Source organism: Streptomyces sp. NPDC002619 (genome assembly GCF_042889305.1).
Taxonomy (GTDB): Bacteria; Actinomycetota; Actinomycetes; order Streptomycetales; family Streptomycetaceae; genus Streptomyces.
In genome coordinates this window covers 37837-55338 of sequence record NZ_JBIAQV010000012.1, presented here as the reverse complement: position 1 = coordinate 55338, position 17502 = coordinate 37837, and the positions used below count along the sequence as shown (strand labels likewise).

Annotated in this window: 15 protein-coding genes, 2 pseudogenes and 2 riboswitches; of the genes and pseudogenes, 9 read left to right on the top strand and 8 right to left on the bottom strand. The window is 70.9% G+C overall.

Features of this window, described 5'->3' with window-relative positions; all coding sequences use genetic code 11:
- Positions 1-68: 68 nt before the first annotated feature.
- A complete protein-coding gene (locus ACFYXB_RS20610; protein WP_389584256.1) occupies positions 69-1304 on the top strand; it encodes a cytochrome P450 in 1236 nt (411 codons plus the stop codon).
- Positions 1305-1421: 117 nt separating this feature from the next.
- Here ACFYXB_RS20610 and ACFYXB_RS20605 read toward each other — a convergent pair whose 3' ends face one another.
- The 7 genes from ACFYXB_RS20605 to ACFYXB_RS20575 form a co-directional block, all read right to left on the bottom strand.
- Complete coding sequence (locus tag ACFYXB_RS20605; RefSeq protein ID WP_389584254.1) at positions 1422-2114, bottom strand: YoaK family protein; 693 nt, start codon at positions 2112-2114, stop codon at positions 1422-1424.
- A 141-nt stretch (positions 2115-2255) separates the two neighbouring features.
- A complete protein-coding gene (locus ACFYXB_RS20600) occupies positions 2256-2672 on the bottom strand; it encodes a transglycosylase SLT domain-containing protein (RefSeq protein WP_389584252.1) in 417 nt (138 codons plus the stop codon).
- A gap of 348 nt (positions 2673-3020) precedes the next feature.
- The gene (locus tag ACFYXB_RS20595; protein ID WP_389584250.1) at positions 3021-3857 is read right to left on the bottom strand and encodes an ECF transporter S component; all 837 of its coding nucleotides are present in this window, start codon (positions 3855-3857) and stop codon (positions 3021-3023) included.
- Complete coding sequence (locus tag ACFYXB_RS20590) at positions 3854-5521, bottom strand: ABC transporter ATP-binding protein (protein WP_389584247.1); 1668 nt, start codon at positions 5519-5521, stop codon at positions 3854-3856. The genes ACFYXB_RS20595 and ACFYXB_RS20590 overlap by 4 nt, the downstream gene beginning before the upstream one ends.
- Complete coding sequence (locus ACFYXB_RS20585) at positions 5518-6612, bottom strand: CbiQ family ECF transporter T component (protein ID WP_389584551.1); 1095 nt, start codon at positions 6610-6612, stop codon at positions 5518-5520. Before ACFYXB_RS20585 ends, ACFYXB_RS20590 begins: the two co-directional genes overlap by 4 nt.
- Positions 6578-7210 (bottom strand): SCO2322 family protein, encoded by a 633-nt coding sequence (locus tag ACFYXB_RS20580; protein WP_389584244.1) that lies wholly within the window; start codon positions 7208-7210, stop codon positions 6578-6580. Before ACFYXB_RS20580 ends, ACFYXB_RS20585 begins: the two co-directional genes overlap by 35 nt.
- Positions 7207-8418, bottom strand: a complete 1212-nt coding sequence (locus ACFYXB_RS20575) for a prenyltransferase/squalene oxidase repeat-containing protein (RefSeq protein WP_389584242.1) — start codon at positions 8416-8418, stop codon at positions 7207-7209. Before ACFYXB_RS20575 ends, ACFYXB_RS20580 begins: the two co-directional genes overlap by 4 nt.
- A 139-nt stretch (positions 8419-8557) precedes the next feature.
- Positions 8558-8627, bottom strand: a riboswitch (cobalamin riboswitch).
- 90 nt (positions 8628-8717) lie between these two features.
- On the opposite strand from ACFYXB_RS20575, the pseudogene ACFYXB_RS20570 reads away from it, so the two are divergent.
- Positions 8718-9379 (top strand): annotated as a pseudogene (locus ACFYXB_RS20570) (phosphotransferase).
- On the opposite strand, the gene ACFYXB_RS20565 reads toward ACFYXB_RS20570, so the two are convergent.
- Positions 9380-10411 carry an MBL fold metallo-hydrolase gene (locus ACFYXB_RS20565; protein ID WP_389584239.1) on the bottom strand — a complete coding sequence of 344 codons (1032 nt, stop codon included), beginning with the start codon at positions 10409-10411 and terminating at the stop codon, positions 9380-9382. It lies immediately after the preceding pseudogene.
- Between the two features lie 634 nt (positions 10412-11045).
- Here ACFYXB_RS20565 and ACFYXB_RS20560 point away from each other — a divergent pair.
- The 7 genes and pseudogenes from ACFYXB_RS20560 (at position 11046) to ACFYXB_RS20530 (ending at position 17234) form a co-directional block, all read left to right on the top strand.
- Positions 11046-11663 carry an NADPH-dependent F420 reductase gene (locus ACFYXB_RS20560; RefSeq protein WP_389584236.1) on the top strand — a complete coding sequence of 206 codons (618 nt, stop codon included), beginning with the start codon at positions 11046-11048 and terminating at the stop codon, positions 11661-11663.
- Between the two features lie 45 nt (positions 11664-11708).
- Positions 11709-12710: a zinc-binding dehydrogenase gene (locus tag ACFYXB_RS20555; RefSeq protein WP_389584233.1), complete on the top strand. Its 1002-nt coding sequence runs from the start codon at positions 11709-11711 to the stop codon at positions 12708-12710.
- A gap of 217 nt (positions 12711-12927) precedes the next feature.
- Positions 12928-13560 (top strand): TetR/AcrR family transcriptional regulator, encoded by a 633-nt coding sequence (locus ACFYXB_RS20550; protein ID WP_389584230.1) that lies wholly within the window; start codon positions 12928-12930, stop codon positions 13558-13560.
- Between the two features lie 165 nt (positions 13561-13725).
- Complete coding sequence (locus ACFYXB_RS20545) at positions 13726-14616, top strand: NAD-dependent epimerase/dehydratase family protein (protein ID WP_389584227.1); 891 nt, start codon at positions 13726-13728, stop codon at positions 14614-14616.
- A gap of 282 nt (positions 14617-14898) precedes the next feature.
- Positions 14899-15471, top strand: a pseudogene (locus ACFYXB_RS20540) (hypothetical protein); the annotation flags it as partial.
- Positions 15472-15536: 65 nt separating this feature from the next.
- Complete coding sequence (locus ACFYXB_RS20535) at positions 15537-16994, top strand: aldehyde dehydrogenase (protein WP_389584224.1); 1458 nt, start codon at positions 15537-15539, stop codon at positions 16992-16994.
- A 6-nt stretch (positions 16995-17000) separates the two neighbouring features.
- Positions 17001-17234 carry a ferredoxin gene (locus ACFYXB_RS20530; protein ID WP_351356647.1) on the top strand — a complete coding sequence of 78 codons (234 nt, stop codon included), beginning with the start codon at positions 17001-17003 and terminating at the stop codon, positions 17232-17234.
- A 92-nt stretch (positions 17235-17326) separates the two neighbouring features.
- Positions 17327-17502, top strand: a riboswitch (TPP riboswitch).

Genomic DNA, 17502 nt, shown 5'->3' with positions numbered 1-17502 from the left:
CCCGTTACTACCTTCTCGGCAGCCCTGAGTTCCTGATGGACCGTCAGAATGCTGGGAGTGAGTCGCCCATGCCCTGTCCCGCGCTGCCCGACGGCTTCGACTTCACCGACCCCGACCTGCTGCACCGCCGCGTGCCCCTGCCGGAGTTCGCCGAACTGCGGCAGGCCGAGCCGGTGCGCTGGATTCCCCAGCCGCACGGGCTGGCCGGGTTCGCGGACGACGGCTACTGGGCCGTGACCCGGCACTCGGACGTCAAGTACGTCTCCACGCACCCGGAGATCTTCTCCTCCTGGCTCAACACCGCGATCATCAGGTTCGGCCCGCACATCGAGCGGGACGCGATCGACATGCAGCGGTTCATCCTGCTCAACATGGACCCGCCCGAGCACACCCGGGTCCGGCAGATCGTGCAGCGCGGGTTCACGCCGCGTGCCATTCGCGCCCTGGAGGAGCGGCTGCGGGCGCGGGCGCTGGCCATCGTCGAGAGTGCTCGGGCGCAGTCGGGCCCGTTCGACTTCGTCACCCAGGTCGCCTGCGAACTGCCCCTCCAGGCCATCGCCGAGCTGATCGGCGTACCGCAGGAGGACCGGACCAAGATCTTCGACTGGTCCAACAAGATGATCGCGTACGACGACCCGGAGTACGCGATCACCGAGGAGGTGGGCGCGGAGTCGGCCACCGAGATCATCGCCTACGCCATGAACATGGCCGCCGACCGCAAGCAGTGCCCGGCACAAGACATCGTCACCACGCTGGTGGCAGCCGAGGACGAGGGCAACCTCAACTCCGACGAGTTCGGCTTCTTCGTGCTGATGCTGGCGGTAGCCGGCAACGAGACCACCCGCAACGCCATCACCCACGGCATGCACGCCTTCCTCACCCACCCCGACCAGTGGGACCTCTACAAGCGCGAGCGCCCGGCGACCGCCGCCGAGGAGATCGTCCGCTGGGCGACCCCGGTCAACGCCTTCCAGCGCACGGCCGCCCAGGACACCGAGCTGGGCGGGCAGCAGATCAAGAAGGGCGACCGCGTCGGCCTCTTCTACGCCGCCGCCAACCACGACCCCGAGGTCTTCACCGACCCCGACGTCTTCGACATCACCCGCGACCCCAACCCCCACCTCGGCTTCGGCGGCGGCGGACCGCACTACTGCCTGGGCAAGTCCCTGGCCGTCCTGGAGATCGACCTGATCTTCCACGCGATCGCCGACGCCATGCCCAGCCTGAAACTGGTCGGCGATCCGCGCCGTCTGCGCTCCGCCTGGATCAACGGTGTGAAGGAACTCCAGGTCAGCGCGGGCTGACGTACACATACTCGGGCCGACGGCTCCCGGCGCCGCCGGCCCGTCCCGAGGGAGGCAGGTGCACTCCCCATCCCCACACCCCGCCCCTGCCTCCCCCGAGACGGACGCAGCCGGTGCTCAGTCCCGGCCCGACGCCAGTACGGCCAGCGCCGCCGAGGCCACCGCCGCGACCAGCAGCGGGATGCCCAGGCCGTGGTGGCGTACGAGGAGTCCGCCCCCCGCGGCGCCCACCAGCATGGCGACGACGGCGCCCACCCGGCGTGGGGAGCGGCGGCCGGGGCCCTCGGCGCGGGGGTCGTCGGAGGCCAGGCCGGTGAGGGTCATGGTGAGGATCGTGGTCGTGAGGTCGGCCACGCCCAGCCTGCGCACGGTCGCGTTGCGCAGGCCCATGGCGATGGCGGTGAGGCCGATCAGGGCGTCCGTCGTGCCGTCGGTGTGCGGCTCGGCGAAGGCCACCGCGGCCGCCGCGGCCACCAGGACCGCCTCCGCGCCGAGCGTCGCCCGGGCCCAGGTCCGGCGCGAGCCGCCCTTGAACCGCGTGGCCACCCGGCCGCCGATGTGCGCGCCGATCAGGAAGCAGGCCAGCGAGGTCGCCGTGTGCGGCACGGAGAAGCCGGGTGCCCCGGCCATGGCGAAGCCGAGGACGACGACATTGCCGGTCATGTTGGCCGTGAAGACGTGGCCGAGGCCCAGATAGCTCACGGCGTCGATGAGCCCGCTCACCACGGTCAGGAGCAGCAGCACGAGCACGAGGCGAATCCCGCGCGCTTCCGGATCAGGGCCGGTTGTCCCGGTTTCCGCCGTCGTCATCGGTCCTCCGGTCGGCCGGGTCGGCCGGGTCGGCCGGGTCGGCCGGGTCGGCAGGGGGCGTCAAGTTCACCATGGGTGGGGGGACATACGAACGCACCCCCGCCCGGTGTGGGCGGGGGTGCGTCGAGTTGAGGGACCGGCTCAGTACCAGTGGTTGGTCTGCCAGAAGTTCCACGCGTCGACGGGGCTGCCGTAGCGGGAGTCCATGTAGTCCAGGCCCCACTTGATCTGGGTGGCCGGGTTGGTCTTCCAGTCGGAGCCGGCGGACGCCATCTTGGCGCCGGGCAGCGCCTGGACCAGGCCGTAGGCGCCGGAGGAGGCGTTGGTCGCGGTCGGGTTCCAACCGCTCTCGTGCTCGACGATCTTGCTGAACGCGTTGTACTGCGCGGCGTCCGGGATCATCTTGTGCGCGATCGCCTGAGCGGAGGAGGCCGAGGTCAGGGTGGCGGCCTGGGCGGGAACCGAGGTCAGAACCATTCCGGTCGTGGCAGCGGCCACGGCGGCAGCGGCGAGGGCCTTCTTCGGGGAAGCGATGCGGCGGATGAACGAGACGGACACAGAACACCTCTTCGTCGGGGACAAGGGATCGCGGTGTGCCCGAATCCCGATCGAGTCGGTGGGGGCGTTCACCCGGCTCCGTGGCCCTGGCGGGCTTGTCGGTGCCTTGCGACGGGATCCAGAGAAGCAGGCGGAAGAAGCGTCCGCAATGACCCCTTTTACTAGTTGTGGCCGGATGGGAGAGGAAGGTCGTTTGTGTGACCTGGGTCGCAAAGTGCAGGTCGGAGGGGGTGTGGATGTCGACATTTCGGACAAGTCGCACTACGATCCGGCATCGTAGGTGACCTGCGTCATGTGGCGTGCTTCACCGGGTGGCCAACTGTCCGCACACGCACGCTCACACCGAAGTCATGCCTGAGGGGCCTCGAATGTGACCCGGGTCTCGAAGGCGGCCCGGCGGGTGGCCCGGCGCAGGGCGCGCAGCAGGGCCGGGCCGAGTACGAGGGTGAGGACGACGGTGCAGACGGCCCGGCCGAGGTCCCAGCCCAGGGACGTGGCCAGGCAGTACGCGACGAAACGGGCCAGGTTGGCGGGGACGCCGGCGTGCGCGTCGAGGGCGATGTTCGAGGCCAGGGCGCCCATGAAGGGCCAGCCCGCGAGGTTCATGACCGTGCCGTAGGCGAACGCGGCGAGGAAGCCGTAGGCCGCGAGGAGCGCGAGTTCGGTACGCCCGCGCAACCGGTCCGGGCCCGGGAGCAGCCCGGCCCCCATGGTGAACCAGCCCATCGCCAGCATCTGGAACGGCAGCCACGGGCCCACGCCGCCCGTGAGCAGCGCCGAGGCGAACATGGTGAGTGAGCCGAGGGTGAAGCCGAAGCCCGGGCCCAGGACGCGTCCGCTGAGCACCATCAGGAAGAACATCGGCTCGATCCCGGCGGTGCCCGCCCCGATGGGGCGCAGCGCGGCCCCGGTCGCGGCCAGCACGCCCAGCATCGCCACCGCCTTCGGGCCGAGCCCCGACTCGGAGATCGTCGCCCCGACCACCGCCACGAGGAGTGCGAGCAGACCGGCGAAGAGCCAGGGCGCGTCCTGCGCATGTGCGCTGATCTGCGAGGACGGCGGGGCGAGGAAGGGCCAGCCGAAGGCGACGACCCCGACCGCGCCGACGAGGAGGAGGGCGGCGGTGGAACGGGGGCCGAGACGGACGGCCCGTGATTGAGGGGTCGTACTCGTACGGGGGCTCATGCGAGGGCCTCCCGGACCTGCGCGACCGTGAGCCACTCCTGTGGGGCAAAGATCTTGGTGACCTGCGGGGCGAAGGACGGCGAGGAGACGACGATGCCGGCGGTCGGGCCGTCGGCGATGACTTCACCGTCGGCCAGCAGCACCACCCGGTGGGCGAGCTCCGCGGCCAGCTCCACGTCGTGCGTGGCCAGCACGGTGGCGTGTCCCTCGGCGGTGAGCTCGCGCAGCACGCCGACCAGCCGGGCCTTCGCCGCGTAGTCCAGGCCGCGGGTCGGCTCGTCGAGGAGGAGCAGGGGAGGGCGCGCGGTCAGGACCACGGCCAGAGCGAGGGCCAGTCGCTGGCCCTCGGAGAGGTCGCGCGGGTGTGTGTCGTCGGTGACGCCGGGGAGAAGGCCCGACACCAGTGCGCGGCAGGTCCCGGCGGCGGCGCCCGCGTCCCGGTCGGCGGCCGCGCACTCGGCGGCGACCGTGTCGGCGTACAGCAGATCGCGCGGCTCCTGCGGCACAAGCCCGACGCGGCGCACCAGTTCGCGGGGCGGGGTCCGGTGCGGGACGGCCCCGCCGACGCGTACGGAACCGGCGGTGGGTTCGACGAGCCCGACGAGAGCGTTGAGCAGGGTGGACTTTCCGGCGCCGTTACGGCCCATGAGTGCGATGGTCTCGCCGGGGGCGACGGTGAGGTCGATGTGCCGGAGGGCGTCGACGCGGCCTCGGCGGACGGCGAGGGAGCGGACTTCGGCGACTTGTGGGGGTGCGGGGGTGGGGGTGCGCCTGCGGAGGAGGCGACGCGGGGAGGGGAGGAGTGGGGCTGGGGGTGGCGGGGGTGTCTCCGCGTGTGGGGCCTCCCGACCGGCGAGGCGTTCGCGCAGGTCGGTGGCTCGGCGACGGGCGTCGCGGATCGTCAGGGGGAGCGGGGTCCAGCCGGCGAGGCGGCCGAGGTCCACCACCGGTGGGTAGACCGGGGATACGGCCATCACCTCGGCCGGGGCGCCGAGTATTGGGGCGGCGCCCGGCTCGGGCATGAGGACGACCTGGTCGGCGTACTGGATCACCCGCTCCAGACGGTGTTCGGCCATCAGGACGGTCGTACCGAGGTCGTGGACGAGGCGCTGGAGGACCGCGAGCACCTCCTCCGCGGCGGCCGGGTCGAGCGCCGAGGTCGGCTCGTCGAGGACGAGGACCTGGGGATGCGGGGTGAGGACCGAGCCGATCGCGACCCGCTGCTGCTGTCCGCCGGACAGCGTGGCTATGTGCCGGTCGCGCAGGTCGGCGAGCCCGAGCAGGTCCAGGGTCTCCTCCACCCGCCGTCGCATCACGTCCGGTGCGATCCCCAACGACTCCATGCCGTAGGCGAGTTCGTCCTCCACCGTGTCCGTCACGAAGTGCGCGAGCGGATCCTGGCCCACCGTGCCGACGACGTCGGCGAGTTCGCGCGGCTTGTGCGTACGGGTGTCCCGCCCGGCGACCGTGACGCGACCGCTCAGGGTGCCGCCGGTGAAGTGCGGCACGAGTCCGCCGACCGCACCGAGCACCGTCGACTTGCCGACCCCGGACGGGCCGACGAGCAGCACGAGTTCGCCTTCCGGCACCTCGAAGTCAACGCCACGGACCGTGGGTTCGGCGGCGCCGTCGTATGTCACGCTGACATCCTCGAAGCGGATCACGACGGCTCCCGGGGTACGACGAAGGCGGGCAACAGGGCGAGGAGTACGGCCGCCGCCGGCCACAGGGGGAGCGTGGGCGCGGTGAGCGGGACGACCCCGGGGTGCAGGGCGGACGGGTCCCTCGCGGACGCCAGCGCGAGCAGCGCGGCAACTGCCGCACCGGACGCGGCGACGAGCCAGGCCCGCGCGTCCCAGGGGTCGGGCCGGTACCGGGTGCGCGGCGAGCGGCGGCCGCCGAGACGCAGGCCCGCGAGGGCGGCGACGACTCCGGCGAGCAGGACGGGCAAGCCGTACGTGCCGCCTTCGGCGGTGAGCAGTCCGTACGTTCCCGCGCAGACGCCGAGCAGGCCGCCGAGCGTGAGCGCGGTGGTCGTACGGCGGACGGGGGCGGGAACCTCGGCGGTACGGCCGTACCCGCGCGCGTCCATCGCGGCGGCGAGGGCGACGGAGCGCTCCAACGCCCCCTCCAGCACAGGGAGTCCCACCTGGAGCAGTCCGCGGGTGCCGCTGTCCGGGCGGCCGCGCAGTCGGCGCGCGGCGCGCAGGCGCTGGACGTCGGCGATGAGGTTCGGCGCGAAGGTGAGCGCGACGACCACGGCCACGCCCATCTCGTACAGGGCGCCGGGCAGGGACTTGAGGAGGCGGGCCGGGTTGGCGAGGGCGTTCGCGGCGCCGACGCAGACGAGGAGGGTGGCGAGGCGGAGGCCGTCGTAGAACGCGAAGACGAGCGACTCCGCGGTGACCTTGCCGCCCAGTCGGATGCCTTGCGCCCAGTGGGGGAGCGGGACTTCGGGGAGGGTGACGAGTACGTGGGTGCCGGGGATGGGGGAGCCGAGGGCGATCGCGAAGACGAGGCGGATGAGGAGGACGGCGAACGCGAGCTTTGCGAAGGCCGTGTAGGAGCGGGACCAGGGTGCTGTGGTGCGGTGGGTGGCCACTACGTAGCCCGCGGTGGCTATGAGGAGGGCGAGGAGGAGGGGGTTGGTGGTACGGGTGGCGGCGGTGCCGAGGGCCAGGGACCAGAGCCACCAGGCGCCGGGGTGGAGGGCGGCTCGTCTAGGCACGGTTCCGCGCACGCCAGACCGCCGCAGCTCCCAGGAGGACCACCGCTCCAACTCCGGCCCACAGGCCCAGTGACGGGCCGTTGTTGTCGGGGGTCGCCGTCTCCCTCGGTTCCTTCTGCTCCTTCGATATCTGCTCGCCGCAGCCCTTCTCCGGGTACCCGGAGATCGCGCACAGCAGGGCGTTCGTGTCGTAGCGCAGGGGCTTGGCCACGGTCGCCAGGGCCTCGGCTGTCGTCGCGTCGGACGACACGCGCGCGCACGCCGTTCTGGCCGCGGGCGGCGTCTCGCCGGACGGGGCGTCCGTCGCCGTACCGAAGTCGATGACCAGGGCCACTCGCTTCTGGCCCTCCCTCGCGGGCGTCTTCGCGCAGATGGAACCGAAGTCCGCCGTGCCGCGCGGGCGCGTCGCGTCGGCCGAGTCCTCGCTCACCGCGAAGCGGAAGCCCTGGACGTCGCCGTCGGAGGGGCGGGCGGAGGAGGGGCCCTCGGTGGCGTACGTCCAACTGCCGTCGGCGCGCTCCCAGAAGGACCAGTAGCGGTAGCCGACGGCCTGCGCCTGGCCGACGGTTCCCAGGACGAGGAACGCGGTCAGGAGCAGGAGCGCGGCACGGCGGACGGCGGTCACAGCTGTTGCTGCTTCCGGCGGCCGCTGAGCAGGAAGCCGATGCCGATCCCGGCGACGAGTCCGGTGCCGACGATCCACCAGACGCTGGTGCTGCCGGAGTCGTCGGACTTCTTGTCAGCCTTCTTGGCGGGCTGCTGTGGGGCCGGTCCTGTCGCGTTGAGGGCCCGCACCAGGTCCGTACCGCCGAAGTCTCGGGGATCCGCCCCCGAGGCGTCGGCCGCGAAGATCAGCTGGGCGTAGGCGGCGGGGCCGCTCTGCTTCGCCCAGGCCGCGGCGTTGTTCTCCAACCACGCCAGCGGCTTCTGCGCCCGCTCGGCCCCGCCCTGCGCAGCGAGCGCGACGACCGCGTCGGCGGTGTTGCCGTAGTCGGGCTGGGCGGGGGCGCCGGGGAGTGCGGAGGTGAGGTGGCCGTCCTTGGCGACGGCCTGCGCGAGGTACGAGGCACCGTTGGCGGCGGCCTGCGCCGGGGTGAGCGTGCCGGAGTCGGAGCAAGCGGCGTCGGACGTCTTCCCGGCCCCGGTGTTCAGACCCTGCCCCAGGGCACCCAGCACGGCCGCCGCGGTCGCGTCCGCGTTGGCGGCGGGCTTGCCCTTCTTGTCGGGCTGGTAGGCGAAGGCGCCCGCGCCGTCACCGGTGCAGGGCAGGGCCAGCTTCAGGAGGGCGTCGTACGGGGAGCTGCCGCTCTTGACGACGTCGGCGGGCTTATCGCCGGCGGCCGTGAGCGCGCCGATGACGACGGAGGTCGAGTTCGCGTCGCTGGGCCCGCCGGGGGCGTACCCCCACCCACCGTCGGCGTTCTGCACGGACTTGAGCCAGCCGACGGCCTTGGCCATGTGACCGTCCTGCCCGCCGACCGCGTGCAGGGCCTGTACGGCGGCTGCCGTGCTGTTGCTGTCGACCATCACCTTGGCGTCGCAGGCCTGGGCGGGGTCGGGGCGGAAGGCGGCGAAGGCGCCGTTCGCGCACTGCTGTCCCGTCAGCCAGTCCACTGCCTCGGCGGCGGGCCGGTAGCCGGTCGCGCGCTGGGCGAGCAGGGCGAGGGACTGGCGCCAGACGCCGTCGTACTTCGGGTCCGTGCTGCCGTACAGCCCGGACGGGAGCACGGGGGACGCGGACGGTGACGGCGACGAATCGGCGGCCATGGCGGGCGATGTGGCGGCGAGCACGCCGACGGCGGCCAGGGCCGCTGCGCTGCGACGGACGTTCATGGTCGGCGGGTGCCTCTCCCTACGGGGAGCCGCGCAGCACGGGACGGAACCCACCCCGGGCGGCTCGACTCCGTAAACCTCGACGGTGCCGTGCGCGGGCGGACGCCTGCGCACGAGAGCCGGTCAACGTCCCGTACGAGGCAGTCCGGCTCACCGCCTGTCCGGCGGCTCACGGTTGCGGGTCAGCGCCGGAATTGCACCGGCTTCCCCCCGTACGGGTGTGATGACGACGCGGCCACTCTACCGGGCCGTAGCCGGAGGCTGAGGGGCGGCTGTGCACGGGTAATACGGTGAGCGCCATGACGACGGGGAGACCGCTCGGCTCGGGCCGCTCGGCGGACGTGTACGAGATCGACGAGGCGTGGGTGCTGCGCCGGGACCGGGAGGGGTGGGGGGCGCGGCGGCCGAGGGGGAGGTAATGACGTACGTACGCTCCCACGGCTATCCGGCACCTCGAGTACGCCCGTCCACGTCCCGCACGGACCTGGTGATGGAACGCCTGTCGGGCCCGACGATGCTGGGAGCGCTGCTGGAGGGCTCGCTGGCCCCGGCGGAGGCGGGCAGGGAGATCGCGCGCCTCCTACGGCAACTGCACGCGATCCCCGCCCGTGACACGGCCGCCCCCGTGTCCCGCGTCCTCCACCTCGACCTGCACCCCGACAATGTGATCCTCACGCCCGCCGGCCCACGGGTCATCGACTGGTCCAACACGGAGAACGGCACCCCGGGACTGGACTGGGCCATGCCGGCGGTGATCCTCGCCCAGGTGGCGGTCTCGGACACCGAGATCGCGGCCCCGGCCCGAACGATGCTCACCGCACTCCTGGCCGACCCGACACCGCTGACTCCCGAAACCCTGAAGGAGGCCCGCACCCGCCGGGCGGCCAACCCGACGATGACGCCGCGAGAAACCGAACTCCTCGGCGAAGCGGAGGACTTGATACGGACGCCGGCGTTCTAGTCACACCGCCACGTACGTCACCGGATCGCTCCCCGTCACCGGTTCCGCCCGCCCCTGCTTCACCAGTCGCCGTAGATGGGCCTCGGCCTCCGAGACCGCGATGTTTCTCGAGCCGTACGGGATCTGCTCCCAGGGCCTGTTCCACTCCATGAGTTCCGCCAACTGCCAGGGCGTGTGCGGCTCGACGAGCAGGGCCAGCAGGCCGGCGAGCCGTTCCTCGTGGTGGGCCAGCAACTGCCGTACGCGGGACGGTGCGTCGGCGAAGGCGTGCTGGTGGGCGGGGAGCACCTCGGCCGGGGACAGCCGGCCCACACGCTCCAGGGAGTCCAGGTAGTCGCCCAGAGGGTCCGTGACCGTCGCGTCGTCCGGATCCTCGTACAGGCCGATGTGCGGGGTGATCTCCGGGAGCAGGTGGTCGCCGGAGAACAGTCGGCCGTGGCCCGGGAGTTGGGCCGGGTGGTCCTCCTCCAGGTGCAGGCAGACGTGACCGGGGGTGTGGCCCGGCGTCCAGATGGCCCGGAGACGGCGGCCGGCGAGGTCCAGGAGTTCGCCGGGCACGATCTCGCGGTCCGGGAGGGCAGGGGAGAGGCCGGGGAGGGTGCGGCGGCGGACCGTGCGGAGAGGGGCGACGTGGTCCTCCGGGGCCCCTGCCGCCGTGAGCTTCGCCGCCATGTACGTGAACCACCGCTCGGGGCGCGTCTCGCGCGTGCGCCGTACGATCGCCGCGTCCGCCGCGTGCATCGCGATCCAAGCGCCGGAGGCGTCCCGCACTTGCCCCGACAGCCCGTGGTGGTCCGGGTGGTGGTGTGTGATGACGACGCCGTGGACCTCCGCCGCCGACGTACCGCACGCCACCAGCCCCTCGGCGAGGGTGTCCCAGGACCCGGGGTCGTCCCAGCCCGTGTCGACCAGTACCGGCCCCCGGTCGGTGTCCACGACGTACACCAGCGTGTGGCCGAGCGGGTTGTCCGGGATGGGGACCGCGACCGACCGCACGCCCCCACCGTGATCGAACGTCCTCGTCGCCGTCATCCGTGTCCTCCGCCCCCGGGGTGGCTCCATGACCGTTGCCGACTGACCATTCTCCACCGACCATTGCCCACTATAACGAGAACTGATTGAACGTCAGATACGTGTGCGAGCGCTCCAGTGGGGATCACGCTGACCAGCTGAGGAACCTGGTGTGGCCTGTCGTTGTCGGTCGTTGTCGGCCACCCTTGGACGGCCCAGAGGTGGCCCAGCCCGGGGCGACTCGGCAGATTTGCAGCGGGCTCCGTTCCCCTCATCTGACCTGCGAGTTCCCTTGAGGCTGGAGTTGGCGGGGGGCGCCTGGGGGAAGCAGGGCTCGACGCCGTCGCGCGCACCCGGGCGGGCCTGTGGCACGTCGACTTCGTTCAACCGGTTCGGCTGGTCGGCCCTCGCCATCGACCCAGGCGTCCGTGCCGTGGCTGGCACGTGCCACGCCGGTTGCAACACTCCCGGTTCGAGTTATTTACTAGTAGGTACATAACCGAACAAATAGGCGGAATGTCGATGGCTCCCGCCGGCAACGAGGGCGTCGGTTCCCTCTGAGGGTCTCTGCAGGCTGAACACGCCGCCGGGTCGGCTGTGCGAGCCGATGCCGGGCAGCTCGCACGGTCTTGGCACACGAGCGAGGAAGAACACCGTGACCACACACCGCACCATTGGCGTACTCGGCGCAGGAGAGGTGGGACAGGCGGTCGCCGACAAGGCCATCCGCCACGGCCATGAGGTACTCATCGGCAACAGCCGGGGTCCCCAGACTCTCGAAGCCCTCGTGGGCAAGCTGGGGCCGAAGGCCCGCGCGGTAACGGCCGAGGAGGCGGCGAAGCCGGAGCTCGTCTTCCTCGCGGTGCCATTCTTCGCCGTGCCGGAACTGACAGACCTCACCAGCTGGCCCGGGAAGATCGTCGTCGACACGACGAATCAGTTCGCGGCGGCCAACCCCTACCGGGGCCGGTACGACGTCGGAGACCTCACGGGCAGCGAATGGGTCGCCCGCCACCTTCCCGGTGCCCGGGTCGTGAAGGCTCTCAACACGCTGTACGGCCCGTTCATCGCCGCGGACCCCCGGCATGCCGAAGGACGGCTCGTGGCCTTCTATGCGGGCGACGACACCGGCGCGAAGGCAGCCGTGGCCGGCTTGCTGGACGAGTTCGGATTTGCCGCCCTGGACCTTGGCGGTCTGCGAGAGGGCGGCCGGCTGATGCAACTGGACGGAGCACTCAGCGCAAAGCACCTGCTGCTGCAGGACGTCGGCTGACGCCCTGGCCAAGCCCCACACATACCAGCGCGCAGGAGGAGAATCATGAACCGTCGAGTCGTCTACACCCGCGGCGGGCCACCCGCCGACGTCCTGACCGTCATCGAGGAGCCGGAGCCGGCGGCTGAGCACGGCCAAGTCCTCATCCGCACCACGGCCTTCGCAGTGCACCGCGGTGATCTCCTGGCCGTCGAGGCCTACCCCGGGACGGCTACAGAGCCGGTTCCGGGCGGTGTGGAGGCCACCGGCGTGGTGGAGGCGATCGGCCCGGGGACGCGCGTGGCGCCGGGTGTCGAGGTCGGCGGCCGCGTAGCGGTCTTCCTCCATCCAGGCGCGTGGTCCCAGTGGATCGTGGCGGATGCCGAGGTGGTCGTCGCCGTTCCGGACGAGCTGCCGGACGAGGTCGCCGCGCAGATGATGGTGAACCCGCTCACCGCGGTGATGCTGCGCCGTGAGGCACAGGAGCATCTGGCCTTCGGATACGACGGCTTTCTGGTGCAGACCGCCGCGGGCTCGTCGGTCGGGCGGCTGGTGACGGGCGTGTGCCAGTTCCACAACCTGCCGCTCGTCAATGTCGTCCGCAGCGACAGCGGTGCCGCCGAGCTTCGCAAGCGGTTCCCGGACGTGCCGGTCGTGGCGACAGAGCATCCGGGCTGGGCCGACGAAGTCCGAAGGGCGGCCGGCGGCCGTCCGGTGAGTGTGGCCTTCGACCCGATCGGCGGGAAGCTTGTGGAGGACCTTTTGGACCTGTTGGCACCAGGCGGGAAGCTGGTCATTTACGGGCAGCTCGCCGAAGAGCCGATCACGGTGCATGCATCGACGCTGCTGCACCAGTCGCTGACCCTTAGGGGCGCAACCCTCGGCCGGTGGGTGCTGGAGGCCTCCGCCGACAGGCGGGCATCCGACATCGCGACCGCGAAGCAGATCGCGCTGGCGCTCACGGACCAGTTCGACGTGGCCGCTACGTACAGCCTTGACGAGTTGACCACCGCCGTGGAGCACGCAGTACGGCCCGGCAAGGTAGGCGCCGTCCTCGTCCGCCCCTGATGGCCGCCCCTGTCTGTACGGGTGTCCTGATCGAAGGTCCAACGCAGTCGTTCATCGTCCGACAAGATGTCCCACAGGCCCATTCGCCGCAGCCCACGACGAGTCGTTCGGCCAGGCTCCAGGCCCCCGACTCGACGCGATCGCGTGATCGACCGGACAGCTCCAAACCGGTCACCGGAGGCGATTTTGGCTGTTGTACGCGGCGTACAGTTGCCCCATGGCTCGGCCTCGACAGTTTGACGAAGAAGAGGTTGTGCACGCTGCCCGCGACCAGTTTTGGTCTGTGGGCTATAACGGCACCTCCCTGGATGACCTGAGCGCCGTGACGGGCCTGGGTCGAGGAAGTCTGTATGGAGCCTTCGGGGACAAGCATGCGCTGCTCCTGCGGGCTCTCGACAGCTACAACAGTGACGCCCTGGGAGCCTGGCGTACAGCTCTGGGGGGCCCAGGACCGGCCCTGCTGAAGCTGGAGCGGCATGTACGTAACGTCGCTGAAGGCATCACCAGGGATAGGGAACGACGCGGCTGCATGATGGCCAAGATCGCAGCGGAACTGTCGTCCGTCGACCAGACCGTTGCCGAGCGGATCGCCGCGGTTGTCCGTGGGCTGCACGGCGCGCTGCGGGGCTGTATCGCGCAGGCCCAGGCCGAAGGCTCGCTGGATGCCGATGCGGACGCGGACGGCCTCGCCAGCCTCCTACTTGCCGTGCTGCGGGGGCTTGAGGCCCTGGGCAAGGCGGGCGCCACTCCGGAGGTTGTCAATGGGGCTTCTGAGCAGGCCTTGGCACTGCTTCCCCGCGTTTCGACGGACGAACGTGCGCCGGGTTCCACGTCCCCGGCTGGGGCCTGATCGCCGCTTCGGCGTCACCGGGCGGCCGTCGTCGGCGCGCAGTCGGCCGGCCTCCGGGGCGGCATGGGCCTCGGGCGGGAGCGCCTCCCCGACCTCGGTCAGTCGAATGGCGCGTCTAGAGCGGATGAGTAGTTCGAACTCGAGATGGATGGCAGAGGAGGCATCATGCGCGTACTACTGACCGGCGGTACCGGCTACATCGGCGGCACCGTGCTCGAACGGCTCATCGCCAAGGGCCATCAGGTCACCGCCCTGGTGCGGAACAGCGACAAGGCGAAAGTCGTCCGCGCCAAGGGCGCCGAAGCGGCGATTGCCGACCTGTCAGACGGTGAGGCCATCCGCAAACTCGTCGCGGAAAGCGACGGCGTCATCCATCTGGCGTCGCCCGGTGACGAGACCGGCGCGGCCGTCGAAGAGGTGGCGGTCGCCAACATGCTCCGAGCACTACAGAACACCGGCAAGGCCTTCGTCCACACCACAGGCGTCTGGGATCACGGCAGTGGCAGCGCCATCACCGAGTCGACCCCGATGAACGCGCCGCGACTGACGGCGTGGCGCGTGCCCATCGCCGAGCGTGTCCGCACAGCGCCGGGTGTGCGTTCCTCGGTTGTGGCGCCGGCCGTGGTCTACGGTCGCGGCGGCGGACTGCTGAACCTGGTTGCCGCCGGTCAGAGAACCGCCGGGGACGCACCCGCACTCACCATGATCGGCCCCGGAGACCAACACTGGAGCACGGTCCACGTGGACGACGTCGCCGAGCTGTACATACTCGCGTTGGAGAAGGCTTCTGCGGGCTCGTATTTCCTCGGTGCGAGCGGCGTGAACCCCACCGTTCGTGAGATCACCGAAGCGGTGAGTCAGTCCGTCGGCCTGTCCGGCCGGGTCCAAGCCGAGCCCGTGGCGCACACACTCGAGCGGCTCGGACTGCACGGCGAAGCACTGCTGCTCGATCAGCAGGCGTCGGGCGAGACCGCACGGCGTGCCCTGGGCTGGTCGCCGTCGCGCCCGACGGTACTGGAGGACATCGCCGCGACGTCCTTCGAGTCGGCCAGCTGACCGCATCCCGGGGCCTTTCAAACCAGGTTGAGGGAGTGCGCGTGGCCCTTCATCACTGAGCAAGCACGGCATGTGCGCAGACCGGCACCAGGCCGGCTCGCTGCGGGAACCGAACGCACCGATACAAGGGCATCCGCCCGGGTCCGGGGCATCCCCAGGCCGGCCACGCCCCTGAGCCCGCGGTGATGCCCTCCGTCAGCTGATCGACGCTCTCCCTTGCCATGTCCGGCAGCCTTACAGCGGGCTCCGTGCACCTGCTGCGGCCTGCAAGTAGCCAACGTATCAGCCGTGTTCGCACCGCCGGAGCGTGGGAAGGTGCGCGACGTGTCCTTACCCGAACGGGTCGTCGGGCAGGCGTTCGCGGCCCACATGAAGCGGTTCCCGCCCAAGGAGGTGACGTTGCCGTGGCTCGTGCCGGGCGGGCGGCCCGTCACCAAGAAGCTGTTGTTCACCGCCCCCGAGGGTGGCGCGCTCGTGCGCAACAACTGCAACGTGCAGGCGTGGAAGCCCGCCCTCGTAGCCGCTGGTGTCCTCCCTGAGCCTGAGTCGGGCCAACGGATCGCGGAGTCCCGGGAGGGCGGCATGCACGCGCTCAGGCACTTCTACGCGTCCGTCCTGCTGGACGCGGGGGAGAACGTGAAGGCGCTGAGCCGGTACCTGGGGCACAGTGACCCCGGGTTCACCCTGCGGGTCTACACGCACCTCATGCCGAGCAGTGAGAGCCGCACGCGGAAGGCGGTCGACGGCATGTATCGCGCGGCCGGTGAAGGGAACGATGGCCCACGCGGCATGACGGCACCCCCACCGGCGGGAAACCCGCTGGTGGGGGCCCATTTGGTCCGGACTCTGGCTTAGTTTAACTAGAACTGATATCAGTTCTGAAACAGCGTCAGAAAACGTGCCGCAGGAGGCAGTCGGCCATGACCGAGCTCGTGGAACACGGACAGCTGTTCATCGGCGGGGAGTTGACCGACCCCCTCGGCAAGGACGTCATCGAGGTGATCTCCCCGCACACCCAGGAGGTCATCGGTCGCGTCCCGCACGCCTCACGGGAGGACGTCGACCGGGCCGTGGCCGCCGCCCGCCGTGCCTTTGACGAAGGGCCCTGGCCGCGTCTGACTCTCGACGAACGAATCGAGGTCGTCACCCGCATCAAGGACGCGATCGCCGTCCGCCACGAGGAGATCGCCCGGGTCATCTCCTCCGAGAACGGCTCCCCGTACTCCTGGAGCGTCCTCGCCCAGGCGCTCGGCGCGATGATGGTCTGGGACTCGGCGATCAAGGTCGCCCGCGACTTCACGTACGAGGAGACGCGGGACGGGGTTCTCGGGAAGCTCCTCGTGCGGCGCGAGCCGGTCGGGGTCGTGGCGGCCGTGGTCCCCTGGAACGTCCCGCAGTTCGTCGCCGCCGCCAAGCTCGCGCCCGCGCTGCTCACTGGCTGCACGGTGGTGCTGAAGCCGTCCCCCGAGTCGCCGTTGGACGCGTACCTCCTCGGCGAGATCGCGCGCGAGGCCGGGCTGCCGGAAGGGGTGCTGTCCATCCTCCCCGCCGACCGCGAGGTCAGCGAGTACCTGGTCGGGCACCCGGACGTGGACAAGGTCTCCTTCACCGGCTCGGTCGCGGCCGGCAAGCGCGTGATGGAGGTCGCCGCGCGCCATCTCACCCGCGTGACACTGGAGTTGGGCGGCAAGTCGGCCGCCGTCGTCTTGCCGGACGCGGACGTGGCGGCGTCGGTCGCGGGCATCGTCCCGGCCGCCTGGATGAACAACGGCCAGGCCTGCGTCGCCCAGACCCGCATCCTCGTACCCCGCTCCCGTTACGACGAGTTCGCGGACGCCCTCGCGGCGGCGGCGAGCGCGCTCGTGGTCGGCGACCCGCTGGACCCGGCGACCCAGGTGGGCCCGCTCGTGGCGGAACGGCAGCAGCGCAGGAACCTGGACTACATCCGCATCGGCCAGGAGGAGGGCGCCAAGATCCTCACCGGCGGCGGGCGCCCGGCGGGCCTGGACCGGGGCTGGTACGTCGAGCCGACCCTCTTCGGCGACGTCGACAACTCCATGCGCATCGCGCGGGAGGAGATCTTCGGCCCGGTGATCTGCCTCCTTCCCTACGGCGACGAGTCCGAGGCGGTGAAGATCGCGAACGACTCGGACTACGGCCTGTCCGGCAGCGTGTGGACCTCCGACGTCGCGCACGGCATCGAGATCGCGCGACAGGTCCGTACCGGCACCTACTCGGTGAACACCTTCAGCCTCGACATGCTGGGCCCGTTCGGCGGCTACAAGAACTCGGGCCTGGGGCGGGAGTTCGGGCCGGAGGGGTACGGCGCGTACCTCGAGCACAAGATGATCCATCTGCCGGCGGGATGGGAGGCGTGAGCGGCGATGGGGGACCGCTGGCATCTTGAGGTCGACCGCTCCGTCTGCATCGGCTCCGCCCAGTGCGTCCATCACGCCCCCGACGCGTTTCTTCTCGACCCGGGCCGCCAGTCCCGGCCCGTCGAGCCGGACACCGACGCGGGCGAACAGATCTTGGCGGCGGCCGAGAGCTGCCCCGTGGAGGCGATCGTGATCACGCTGCTGGGGAGGGGGGAGGCGGTGTTTCCGCCGGAGGAGTAGCGGAGGGGCTGGGGCGGAAGTGGCGGGCTTGCAAAATTTCCGCTTTGGGGGGTTCCGTATCCGCTCGTCCGGTCTATCCTGAAAGTGGCCTACGGGACGAGTGAGGGAGTTCGACCGGAGTAGCCGACTTGGGCGTGACGCTGCGGCATCCGCCGAGGCCGACGTCGACGGTCGGGCTGAGAGGCTGGAAGGCAGCAGTCAGGCCGGAAGGCGACCCCCAATACCTGATCCGGACAATGCCGGCGAAGGGAACCCGTCTCGTAGGTTC